Raw genomic sequence first — 11996 nt, 5'->3', positions numbered from 1 at the left:
GGAGAAACGGCATGAGCAGCGCCTATCCCGAAGTCTATCTGGTACGCCACGGACAGACGGAGTGGAGCCTCTCCGGCCGGCATACCGGCCGCACCGATATTCCGCTCACCGCTGCCGGCGAAGAAGCTGCCCGCAAGCTCGCCGCTCGCCTACCCCAGATCGATTTCGCCGCCGTCTGGTCCAGCCCGTCGCAGCGCGCACAAAACACCTGCGCGCTGGCTGGCTTCGGTGACCGCCGCGTCGTCAAAGAGGATCTGGCGGAGTGGGATTACGGTGCCTATGAGGGCATCACCACGAAGGCGATCCTTGCCGAACGTCCCGGCTGGCAGGTCTTTCGCGATGGCTGCCCAAATGGCGAATCTGCAGCCGACGTAGGCACTCGCGCAGACCGGATCATCGGTGAACTTCGCGGTATCAACGGCTCCGTCCTGATCTTCTCCAGTGCCCATTTCCTGCGCGTCTTCGCCGCCCGCTGGGTCGGCTTGCCACCGCAAGGCGGTGAGCATCTGGTTCTCGATACCACGAGCATCAGCGTGCTCGGCTATGAGCATGACCTGACCGAACCGGTCATCCGCCGCTGGAATGAAATCTGACGGTCCTGCGCCTTTCCGTCAAATCGCCACAAACGTTTCGAGCGACCTCAGGGCCGCTCGATGTTTTTCTGGAAGTCGGCCTCCCGCCGCTACCAGGCCTTTAGACCCAGCAGCTTCTCGCCGAGCGGCGTCAGTTCGGCCGTCGTCGCATTGTGCTTTTCCCATTCGCGGGGATCGCCGGGAAAGGCGTCGCGCTTCGGGGAATCCAGTTCCCGCCACAGACGGATCCGTTCCTCGCGCTCGGCGATATTGTCGTATTCTGCTGGATGCATGGAGATATATTGCGCCATGCGAACGCGATTGTCGGAATGGTTGGGACGAACGCCGTGGGCCAGCAGTGAGTTGAAGATCATCAGGTCGCCCGGCTCCATGTCGATATTGACGACCGAGAGACCCGTCATATCGGGATGCATGGGATCACGATCCGCGGGCTGCGTCTTTTCCCATTCTTCGAAATGCTCGAAGAGTTCCGGCACGCACTGGAATCCACCGACATCGCCATCCTGCTTCTTCAGGCTGAGAACACCTTGCACGCCGATCGGCAGCGGCCGGATAGAAGTATCGACGTCCCAATGAATGAAGCCGTTCGGGTTGCCCTTCACCTTCTTCGGCGGATTGAGATTGGCGCGATCGATGGTGACCCACAAATCCTCGCGATCCCATATATCGACGAAGACATCGTAGATCCGCTTTTCCATACGGTTGTCCCAAAGGTACTGGTGATTATAAATCTCCAGCATGCCGGTATTGTTGAGCTCCTTCATCTTGTGCTCGCGCCGCTGCGGCGCATACCAGGTGGAGGGATCGTTCGGATCCTTCTCGTCAAAACGCCACAAAAGCTCGACAAGCCGCTCGACATTCGAAGCCGGCACAGCCTGCCGCACGATCACATAGCCCTTCGTGACCCAATGCTGCCAATCGTCCTTCGACAGCACCCTGAGCGGCAATGTCTTCCGGATATCCTTCAGTTGCGTCGTAACCGCTGATGCAGTCGGGTGCGCGTCTCGTTTCAAGGCAGGCTGCATAAGTTTCCTCCATCTCACTGACCCTTTGGTTTCGGGTGACGGAAAACTTGTAGCTTCAACTGGGGTTTCGATGTTGCCCGGTTCTGGCCAGCCCTGATACTATTCTGGCATCCACCATATTATGGACGCCCCATGAGGCCCTATCTCGAAGTCCTACCCCGTTCGCCGGAAGCATCCTGGAGCATGCTGAACCGCAGGCTTGACGACTGCATTCCGTTCCAATGGCACCACCATCCGGAATTCGAGCTGACACTGACGCTGAATTCCATCGGCCAGCGCTTCATCGGCGATCACAGTGACGACTATGGTGACGTCGATCTCGTTCTCGTCGGCCCCAATCTCCCGCACAGTTGGGTTTCGCGCGCCAAGATCGAGGAAGAAAAGCCGCATATCGCACTGGTGCTGTGGTTCAATCGCGACTGGCTTTTGCAGATAACGGGCGGTGCCGTCGAATTCCGATCGATCGAAACGATGCTGCAGCGTGGTGACAAAGGCTTACGCTTTTCGGAGGCAACCTCCGCTGCAGTGCGCTCCGCCTTCGAAACCATTTTCGATAAGCCTCCCGTGGAGCGCCTTCTGGCTTTGCTCAGCATTCTGGTGAGGGTCGCGGAAGACCGGTACGCGACGCCCCTCGCCGGCGCTCCGGCGCAGGCTCCGGATCTCAAGGAGAGCCGCGAGCGCATCGACCGCGTCCTGACCCATATGCATCTGCACTATGCCCGCGCGATCAGCCTCGATGAGCTGGCCGATATCGCGGCTCTCAGCGTCTCCGGCCTGCACCGCATGTTTCGCCGCCATACCGGCGGAACGATATCGAACTATCTCATGCGCATGCGCATCGGCGACGCCTGCGCCCGCCTCTCCTCCACGGATCAAGCCGTGCACCACATCAGCGATGCCGTCGGCTATGCCTCGCTTGCCAATTTCAACAGGCAGTTCAGGGCGCTGAAAGGCATGACGCCGCGCGAATATCGGGCGATGTTCCTCAGGCGTTGAAGGGCATTGTCGCAAGCAGCCGGGCAATCCTTGCCGCTGCAGCATCTGCAGCTTGAGCTTCCATGCGGGCGATGCCAAGCAGCAGTCCGGGTCGCGCAACCCCAAGATACAGCGCGGAGATCGGCCGCACTGCGAAGCCATTGGCGTTGATCATCCGCGCGACGGCGACATCATCGGTCTTTGTATCGCGGAACCAGCTTGCCAGCTGCAACCCGCCGCCACCCGCTCCGACCTCCAACCAGTTGCCGCAGTGACGATTGAGTGCTTCGACAGTCGCCGCCATGCGCTCCGCATAAATGGCGTTCATCTGCCTCAGATGCGCACGAAACCGCCCCTCGCGCATGAAATCGGCAAGGGCAGCCTGGATATGAACAGGCACGACGGTGCCTCGGAGCCGCTGCGCCGCCTCGGCCGCCGCCACCAGCCTGGACGGCACGACAGCATAGGCAACGCGCAGGCCGGGCGCGAGCGTCTTCGAGAAGGTCCCGATATAGGCGACCACTTCGCTGCGATCGATACCTTGCAAGGCGGCGATCGGCCGCGAGGCATATTGGAACTCGCTGTCGTAATCGTCTTCCAGCACGATCGCACCATTGGCCCGGGCGAATTCCAGCAAGGCGAGACGGCGCTGCAGGCTCATGGTGACGCCGGTCGGATACTGATGCGAAGGGGTAACGTAGATCAACCGCGGCGACGGCCCGGCCCCTTGCGCGATATCGATGCCGTCGGCATCGCAAGGTACCGGCACCAGGCTGGCCCCAGCCATCTGCAGGATCGCTTGCGCGCTGGCATAGCCCGGGTCCTCCATCCAGGCGATGTCGCCCGGATAATCGGGCTGAAGCAACACGCTCGCTAGCAACCCGACGGCGGCACCGGTGGACGGGACGACCACCACCTGTTCGGGCCGGGCAATAACGCCACGCGTCGCAGCGATATGGTCGAGGATAGCTTCGCGCAGTTGGCGGATACCACCGTGATCACTATAGCCAAGGTCGTGTACCCGCAACGAGCGGCCGCGGGCAGCAAGACAACGCGCCCAGGCAGCATGCGGAAAGGCTGATACATCCGGGACACCCGGCTCGTACAATCCTCCGGTTTTGAACTCGGTAACGCGCGGCTGGTTCGGCAATGGCGCAGCAGCCTGACCGGACAAGGGTGCCGAGGGAAAGGCTGCAACGCGCGTTGCAGCACCGGTCGCCGATTGTAAGTAGCCCTCTGCCTTCAGACGATCATAGGCATTGACCACTGTCGAACGCGCAACGCCGAGCGAGAGCGCCATCATCCGCGTCGACGGCACGCGCTGCCCCGCCGTCATCTGCCCATGCAGGATACGATCGCGCATCAGGCGATAGACTTGCCCCTCTAGGTCACCCGAGCCCCGGTCGAGTGCCGGCCATTGCGCCACCGATGCCATGAAACCTCAACTGGTCTGCTAAGAATCAAGAAACTGGCCGTTTGTAGCCTACCTCTTTGCTGCCAGAGATCAACGCTCAATCAATGAGGAAAGATATGGCCGATCTTAGCGCGCCCGATACCAAGACCTATCAGACCACCGAGCGTACCCGCGTGCGGCGCAGCCCGAAGCGCGGCAGCCACGCCCATGCAGATGTCCACGCCATTCTGGATGCAGCCCCGCTCTGTCATGTCGGTTATGTCATCGACGGTGCGCCCTATGTGACGCCGACCCTGCATTGGCGCGAGGGTGAGTATGTCTACTGGCACGGCTCGTCCGCCAGCCGCTTCCTGCGCGCCGCCGAGGATATGCCGGTCTGCCTGACCTGCAGCATCATGGACGGCTATGTGATGGCCCGTTCCGCCTTCAATCACTCGGTCAACTATCGTTCGGTCATGGTCTTCGGTACGGCGCGGCTGGTCGATGATCCCGACGCGAAGACCAATGCGCTGCGCTGCCTGATCGAAAACCTGTTTCCCGGCCGCTGGAATAGCCTCAGACCGATGACCCAGCAGGAGGTCAAGGCGACCACGGTCATGCGGATGAAAATCGACGAGGCCTCCGCCAAGGTCCGCAACGGGCCGCCGGGCGATATGGACGAGGCGGATCATCCCGTCTGGGCTGGCGTTCTGCCCATCGAAAGCCGCCTGGTATCGCCACAGCCCGCCCCCGGCTTGCCCGACGGAATGGAACTGCCACAATCCCTGGCGGAGCTGATACAATCCGGCCGGCTTCGCTGAACTGCATTTGATGACCAAAGGACTTCGACATGGACCTGACGAATTGGAAGGGCGTCGCCCGCCCCGAGCGTATTACTCTTGAAGGCCGCTACGCCCGGATCGAGCCGCTCGACGCGGCCCGCCATGGCGACGATCTCTTTGCCTCGGCCCGCGCCCCCGGAGCGGAAGATCGTTTCCGCTATCTCTTCGAGGATGCGCCGGCCGATCGCGCCGCCTTTTCGCCCTGGCTCGAGAAAGCCGCGTCCACCACCGATCCACTCTTCTTCACGACGATCGACAAGCGTACAGGGCGGGCCGAAGGCCGGCAGGCATTGATGCGCATCGACAGCACGCATGGCGTCATCGAGATCGGCAGCATCCTCTGGGGACCTGTCATCGCCCGCAGCCGGGTGACCACGGAGACGCTCTATCTGTTCGCATCCTACGTCTTCGACAGGCTCGGCTATCGCCGCTTCGAGTGGAAGTGCAACAACCTCAACGAACCCTCGAAGCGGGCAGCCGAACGCTTTGGTTTCACCTTCGAAGGAATTTTCCGCCAGCACATGGTCGCCAAGGGCCAGAACCGCGACACCGCCTGGTTTGCCATGATCGACGCCGACTGGCCGCGCCTGAAGGCCGGCTACGAGCGCTGGCTGAATCGGGAGAATTTCGATGAGGCTGGCCAGCAGAAAACGAAATTGACATTCGCCTAGGCACAGTCCTGTAGCTCCGGCCTAAAGCAGCTTTCGGAAATAGACCACGCGCCTGGTTTCGACGAAACCAAGCGCGGCATGGAAGGCGTGGCTTGCAAGGTTGTCGATCAATGCATCCGAGGCAAACTCCGTGCAGCCGGCTTGCCGCCCCCATGCGGCGACAGCCTCGCAAAGCGCCCGCGCCGTCCCTCCGCGCCGATCTTCGGGACGCATATAGATGCCCTCCAGAAACAGGACCGGCGAAGTCTCGCAGCCATTGACGTAATCGTGCCGCAATGTCGCTTCGGCAAAACCGACGACATGACCGGCAGAATCGATTGCAACAAACGCAGCGGCATTTTCATCAGCGCGAATTTGCGCCAGTTCCGCGTGATGATGTTCGAGCGAACTATGGGGCCAAAGTTCGACGCGCAACCGCGCCCACGCCTCCAGATGTTCGTCTGCCGCCCGTTCTATGCGCATTATCTTGATCTCCTATCCAACGGCCTCTTGCTGGCCAACGGAAAAATTTCGCTTTCGACTCCACAATCATCGCGCTACATATCGCGCATATTCACGCGCTATTTCGCCGATCAGAATCTGAGGTTGATGGAATGACATTTCAAAGCAGTTCGCGTCTTTACGCTGCTGTTTCCTCCCTTTTGTGGCCTGCCATCCTCTGCGGTGGACTAACGGCAGCCTATTTCGCCTTCCAGTCGGATATGCATCTTCTCTGGTTCAATGTCGTCTATCTTTCGACGGTAGCCGTCATTGCTCTCTTCGAGCGGTTGATGCCCTACGAGAAGACTTGGCAGAAACGCGATGGCGAGACCTTTAACGATATCGCCCACACTCTGCTGAACAAGGGCGGTGTGCAGATCGCCGCTGCGATCGGCACGTCCTTCCCCATGGCCGTTGCAACCGTCGCACAGCCGGCGCTGAGCTACCATTCGCATTTCTGGCCCGATCAATGGCCTATGGCCTTCCAGGTCGTGCTTGGTCTCGTCATCGCCGAATTCGGCCTCTATATGGCGCATCGCCTGGCGCATGAGCATCTGTCGCTGTGGCGGTTCCATGCCCTGCATCACAGCGTCGAGCGCCTCTGGGTTATCAATACCGGCCGCTTTCACGTCATCGACACGCTGTTCAAGATCGCGCTCGGTCAGATTCCGCTTTATCTCCTCGGCGCGCCGCTGCCGGTCTTCCTCTGGATCGGCGCGGTCACGGCCTTCATCGGCCTCTTGACCCATTGCAATGTCGATATGCGCACCGGCCCACTGGACCTCATATTCTCCACTCCCCGCCTGCATCGCTGGCATCATTCCAAGATTCTGGCCGAGGGAAATACGAATTATGGGGAAAACCTCGTGATCTGGGATCAGCTTCTCGGCACCTTCTACAATCCGCCGCGGCCTTCCTCCACCGATATCGGCATCACCGGCAAGGTCGCCAAGGGCTTCCTCGCCCAGCTCGTTCAGCCCTTCTCGAAAAAGGGCCGCAAGGAGATCATTGGCAAGAAGCCGAAGGAATTGATCCTGCAGGAAGAACAGGCTGCAAAGGCCGCTGCTGCAAGGCGAAACAGCAGCACCACGGTCCGCAAATCTGGCTAAGATCGCTTCAAAAAAATGCAACGATGCTCATCGTATGGACGGTTGCGTTTATCGACGCATGCCTGTGGATAGAAACATCGCGAAAATTTCCGCCCGGCAATTCACGTATTTCGGTTTCAAACCGGGAAGATATTGTCATTTAACGTGTATTGAAAAAGGCAGTCCAGGGGTCTACCTAGGTCCCTGCAGTTGATTTAGATGAAAGATCAGGAAAATCATTGAGATGGAAGGGAGGTTTGCCACAGAATACCTTAAGCAACTTCATAGAATATTTTTCATTTCTCGAGAAATAGATCGCCTTGAGAGAGAATTCATTAAGCAAGGCATAGCACATTTTCATGTTTCCGGCGCCGGACACGAGTCTACGGCGCTGCTCAACGAATTCCTTCAGGACGACGACTGGCTGCATCTGCATTATCGCGACAAAGCCCTGATGCTGGCGCGCGGCATGCCCATTCGTGAGTTCTTCTCCAGCTTGCTTGCAACAGCCAATTCCCATTCCGCCGGCCGTCAGATGAGCGCGCATCTTTCCTCCCGCGCCCTCAACATCACATCGATCGTCGGACCGGTCGGCAACAATGCTCTGCATGCGGTCGGCGTCGCGGCTTCCCTGAAGCACAAGCCCGGAATGCCGATTGCCATCTGTTGCGTCGGCGACGGCACTACGCAGCAAGGCGAATTCCTCGAAGCCGTCGCCGAGGCCGTGCGCAGCCAGTATCCCGTCGTCTTCATTATCGAGGATAACAGCTTCTCGATTTCTACACGCACGGGCAAGCAGACCTTCTTCGACCTACCTGCTGGCCCCGCCTCTTCTTTCTACGGCATCGATATCATCCGCACGGATGGCGACGATCTCACCGCATCGCGCGACGCCTTCCGCAAGGCCATCCGTCACAGCCGCAACAACCGCACGCCAAGCATCGTGCTTCTGAATGTCGAGCGTCTTTCCGACCACACCAATGCCGACGATCAGAAGACCTATCGCACCCTGCTCGAAATCGAGGCCGGCTCCTCGCGCGACCCGCTGCCGAACCTGCGGGCAATGCTGCACAAAGCCGGTGTCGACGCCAATGCTCTGCGAGAGATCGAGAGGGAATTGATTGCGGAAGTGCAGGCGGAGGCCGCCCTTGCCCGCAAGGAAGACGCCCCCAAGGTCGAGCCGGAAGCCAAAGCTCCTTACCCTGCTTCCTTCGACAAGAAGGCAGAATATCGCGGTAATGAGACCGCCTCGACGCTGACGATGCGCGAGGCGCTGAATGTCGTTCTGGACAAGCAGCTGGCCGCCAATCCCGAAGTCGTCCTATTCGGGCAGGATATTGAAGATCCGAAAGGCGATGTTTTCGGCGTCACCCGCGGCCTGAGCACGAAATATCCCGACCGCGTGCGCAATGCCGCCCTCACCGAATCGACAATCGTCGGCACCGCCGTCGGCCGAGCGCTGGCCGGACAGCGTCCCGTCGCCTTCCTGCAGTTTGCCGATTTCCTGCCGCTTGCCTATAATCAGATCGTCTCTGAAATGGGCAGCATGTTCTGGCGCAGCAATGGCGCCTGGGAAGCACCCGTCATCCTGATGGTGAGTTGCGGCGGCTACAAGCCCGGCCTCGGCCCGTTCCACGCCCAAAGCTTCGAGGGGATGCTGGCGCATACACCAGGCATCGACGTCGTCATGCCCTCCAGTGCCGGCGATGCCGCCGGTCTGCTGAATGCCGCCTTCGAGTCGCGACGCCCAACCGTTTTCCTCTACCCGAAGGCCGTCCTCAACAATTCCGACGGCCGCACCTCCGAGGATATCGACAAGCATTTCGTCCATCCCGGCCTGTCACGCCATGTTGCACGCGGCCGCGACATCACGCTCGTCAGCTACGGCAACACGGTTTCGCTCTGCGCCAATGCCGCCAGCGCCTTCGAGGCCCAGGGCTTCTCCGTCGAGGTGATCGATCTGCGTTCGATCTCGCCATGGGATGAAAAGGAAGTGCTGGCGAGCGCACGGCGCACCCGCCGCCTGATCGTTGTTCATGAAGACAATCGCACCGTCGGAATGGGCGCGGAAATCATAGCGACCGTCACCGAAAAGACCGATGTACCGGTCGTTGTGCGTCGGCTTGCTCGCTCGGACGCCCATATTCCCTTTAATTTCCGCAACCAGCTCGAAACGCTGCCCTCCTATCGCAAGCTGGTCGATCTGATGGCCGAAGTCCTGGAATGCGAGGTTACCTGGCACGAAGAGGATGACAGCGGCCCGACGGCGGCGATCAAGGCGATCGGCTCCGGCCCGGCAGACGAGAACGTCCTCGTAACCGATCTGTTCGTCAAGCCCGGCGACAAGATCGAAGTCGGCCAGCTTGTTGCCGTCGTCGAGGCGACGAAGGCCTCGGTCGAAATCTGTGCCAATATCGGAGGCGTCGTGCAGGAGGTCTTCGCCAAGATCGGCGACCAGATCGCCACCGACAGCCCGCTTCTGACCGTCGATGCCAACCGTGATCTCAGCGAACAGAATTTTGCGCTCGCCTCCGAGATCCAGAACAAGTTCGTGCTGCGCCGGCTGAAGTCGCATGTCATCCCGACGCTGCGCCGCCACACCGGCAGCTTCTCGGAAGTCGTCATCAACGGCATTGGCATCGCCACCGGCGCCCGCCGCGTCACCAACGAAGAGATCATCCATAATTGGCCGAACCGCCGCGCTGACGAAATCCTGGCGCTGACGGGCATCAAGAGCCGCTTCTGGGTCGGGCCTGAGGAAGGTACACTGAGCCTTGCGACGAAGGCCGCCCGCGATCTCCTCAAGCAGAACCAGATGTCGATCCACGATGTCGATCTGGTGATCGCCGCCACCGGAACGCCCGACATCGCCACGCCGTCGCTCGCAAGCCGCGTCGCAGTTGCCGTCGCCGAGGATGGCGTGCGGCCGTCGCTGGCCGCCTACGACATGGGTGCCGCCTGCTCCGGCTATCTCTACGCTCTGCAGCAAGCCTATGATTTCATTGCCCAGCAGAACGACGCCAAGGTGCTCATCATCACCTCGGAAGTTCTGTCGCCGCTGCTCGACATGAATGATTTCTCTACCGCGATCCTCTTCGGCGATGCCGCGACCGCCAGCCTCGTGACCAGCCGCGACATGGCGCGCAATCCGCTCTTCACCGCAAGCCGCCCGATCGTCAGCGGCCGGCCGGAACCGGGCGATCTACTCTACGTTCCGCTGCCGGACGATGGCGTTATCGCGATGAACGGCCGCTCGGTATTCACCGAGGCCGTGCATTCGATGACGCGCTCGATCGAAAACGCCTGCGTCGATGCCGGCATCGAGCTTGCCAATCTCGATCTGCTCGTGCCGCACCAGGCCAACCAGCGCATTATCGACACGATTGCCAAGCGCAGCGGCCGCCCGGCCCTCAGCGTCATCGAAACTTATGGCAACACCAGCTCGTCGAGCATTCCGCTCGCCATGCTGCATGTCGCCCATGAGCGTTCCGAACCACTCAACCTAGGTCTCGTGGCTTTCGGCGGTGGCATGACGGCGGGTGCGGCTATCGTCAGAACAGTGAAGTAAAAAGAAGGCTGCAACCACACCAAGGCGACGCATAAGCCTGATTAACAGCGCGTTTGAACGCTTAAAGAAAAACCTCGGAATCCTTCAGGATTCCGAGGTTTTTTCGTAAGATCTGCGAAGCGATGCAATCAGGGCTTAGGGCGGTTTCTGAATGCCTCTGCTTCAGCGTAAAACTTCTTTTCCCATTCCTTGTGATTGTCGAGGCCTTCCTTGATGAACGGCGTGAAGATCGCCAGGTTCATCAGAGCCCAGTTGATGAAGCGGGCCGGGAATTTCAGCGGCTTGACGAAATCGACAAAAAGTACCACGCGGGTCTTGTCGGTATGGTTCCAGGCTTCGTGCTCATAGGCGTCATCGAAGATCAGCGCCTTGCCTTCCTGCCAGTGGCAAACCTGCTTGTCGACGCGGATGGCGAGCTTGTCATTCGGCTCGGGCACGATAAGGCCGAGATGCAGGCGAAGCACGCCATTGTAGGGGCCGCGATGCGCGGGAAGGTGCTTACCCGGCTCGAAGATCGAGAACATCGCTGTCGTCAGGCCGGGGATCTTCTGCACGGCCGCCCAGGTATTCGGGCATGCCTTGATGTTCTGTTCGGACTTCACGCCGAAACCGAGAAGGAAAAAGGTTTTCCAGCGGGTGTCGGTGGAGATGGTCTTCACGTCGGTGGAGATATCCTGGAAGGTCGGCAGCTCGCTCTGGCGCAGCAACACCTTCTCAAGTTCAGCACGAATGGCGGGAAAGTCCTTTTCGATCTCGGCCGCCCAAGGGAAGGTCGCGGTGTCATAGACCGGCGGATTGCCGAGCTTGGCATATTTCAGATTGAGGCTTTCAGCCCAAGCAACGATGCCCATGAAAAAGCGGGTCATGGCGCTCGGTCGGTCCATCGGCGCGATACCGGCGGTACCGAAAGTCTGTTCCGGAGCAGGAGATTGGTTGGAAGTGGGAGCAGGTGCGCTCAAGGGACTCTCCGTCATGTCTGTCTTTTGGGGCGGTGCGGTCCGGGAGGAAGTTGCCCGGGGAATCCGCATGCGAATCCCGGAGCGAGAACAGGCTTGTCATTGGGAATGCTTTGCCGGTGCTTATCCTGATCGACGCCCGACTCCTTGTGTTATGCGGTGATCTTAATAGGCGATTATATGAGTTGATTAGTCGAATTTCGCAAGAGAGTCCGTTCGCAACGAGCTGTGGTTTGTCGTGGAATCTCCGCGATTCTCGAGAGGGTTTCACCTCGGAATCGGCAAAAATGCGGCGAAATCTGCCGATCTCCAATCACTATGCCGTTTGAACCTGAATTATTAGCCGGACAATTGCAAGTCTTGCCATCAAAGCCCCGATCGACAGGAAAACCGACAAGCTGACAT

10 protein-coding genes are annotated in these 11996 nt (G+C 59.8%); 6 read left to right on the top strand and 4 right to left on the bottom strand.

Translation table 11 applies throughout. The features are described 5' to 3' along the window. The first annotated feature begins 11 nt into the window (after window positions 1-11). Window positions 12-593: a histidine phosphatase family protein gene (locus ACYJRZ_RS01260; RefSeq protein WP_459455313.1), complete on the top strand. Its 582-nt coding sequence runs from the start codon at window positions 12-14 to the stop codon at window positions 591-593. Window positions 594-682: 89 nt separating this feature from the next. Here the strand turns inward: ACYJRZ_RS01260 and ACYJRZ_RS01255 are convergent, their stop codons facing one another. Beyond that, window positions 683-1618: a phytanoyl-CoA dioxygenase family protein gene (locus ACYJRZ_RS01255; RefSeq protein WP_459455311.1), complete on the bottom strand. Its 936-nt coding sequence runs from the start codon at window positions 1616-1618 to the stop codon at window positions 683-685. A 132-nt stretch (window positions 1619-1750) separates the two neighbouring features. On the opposite strand from ACYJRZ_RS01255, the gene ACYJRZ_RS01250 reads away from it, so the two are divergent. Further along, window positions 1751-2614 carry a helix-turn-helix domain-containing protein gene (locus ACYJRZ_RS01250; RefSeq protein WP_459455309.1) on the top strand — a complete coding sequence of 288 codons (864 nt, stop codon included), beginning with the start codon at window positions 1751-1753 and terminating at the stop codon, window positions 2612-2614. Here ACYJRZ_RS01250 and pdxR read toward each other — a convergent pair. Next, window positions 2604-4028, bottom strand: a complete 1425-nt coding sequence (gene pdxR / locus ACYJRZ_RS01245; RefSeq protein ID WP_459455307.1) for a MocR-like pyridoxine biosynthesis transcription factor PdxR — start codon at window positions 4026-4028, stop codon at window positions 2604-2606. The two genes, ACYJRZ_RS01250 and pdxR, sit on opposite strands and share 11 nt — an antisense overlap. A 95-nt stretch (window positions 4029-4123) precedes the next feature. Here pdxR and ACYJRZ_RS01240 point away from each other — a divergent pair, with 95 nt between their 5' ends. After that, window positions 4124-4807 carry a pyridoxamine 5'-phosphate oxidase family protein gene (locus tag ACYJRZ_RS01240; protein WP_459455305.1) on the top strand — a complete coding sequence of 228 codons (684 nt, stop codon included), beginning with the start codon at window positions 4124-4126 and terminating at the stop codon, window positions 4805-4807. Between the two features lie 29 nt (window positions 4808-4836). Then, complete coding sequence (locus ACYJRZ_RS01235) at window positions 4837-5499, top strand: GNAT family N-acetyltransferase (RefSeq protein WP_459455303.1); 663 nt, start codon at window positions 4837-4839, stop codon at window positions 5497-5499. Between the two features lie 21 nt (window positions 5500-5520). Here ACYJRZ_RS01235 and aac(6') read toward each other — a convergent pair whose 3' ends face one another. Next, the gene (gene aac(6') / locus ACYJRZ_RS01230; protein WP_459455301.1) at window positions 5521-5961 is read right to left on the bottom strand and encodes an aminoglycoside 6'-N-acetyltransferase; all 441 of its coding nucleotides are present in this window, start codon (window positions 5959-5961) and stop codon (window positions 5521-5523) included. Between the two features lie 131 nt (window positions 5962-6092). On the opposite strand from aac(6'), the gene olsE reads away from it, so the two are divergent. Together olsE and ACYJRZ_RS01220 are read left to right on the top strand one after the other, a co-directional pair. Further along, complete coding sequence (gene olsE, locus ACYJRZ_RS01225; protein WP_459455299.1) at window positions 6093-7088, top strand: ornithine lipid hydroxylase OlsE; 996 nt, start codon at window positions 6093-6095, stop codon at window positions 7086-7088. Window positions 7089-7311: 223 nt separating this feature from the next. Next, on the top strand, window positions 7312-10635 hold the full coding sequence (locus ACYJRZ_RS01220) for a thiamine pyrophosphate-dependent enzyme (protein ID WP_459455297.1): 3324 nt from the start codon (window positions 7312-7314) through the stop codon (window positions 10633-10635). 128 nt (window positions 10636-10763) lie between these two features. Here ACYJRZ_RS01220 and olsC read toward each other — a convergent pair whose 3' ends face one another. Further along, window positions 10764-11609 carry an ornithine lipid ester-linked acyl 2-hydroxylase OlsC gene (gene olsC, locus ACYJRZ_RS01215; protein WP_459455295.1) on the bottom strand — a complete coding sequence of 282 codons (846 nt, stop codon included), beginning with the start codon at window positions 11607-11609 and terminating at the stop codon, window positions 10764-10766. Between the last annotated feature and the right edge of the window lie 387 nt (window positions 11610-11996).

The organism is Rhizobium sp. No.120 (genome assembly GCF_054558365.1).
The sequence above is the reverse complement of the archived record's forward strand: the minus strand, read 5'-3'. Positions and strand labels throughout refer to the sequence as shown.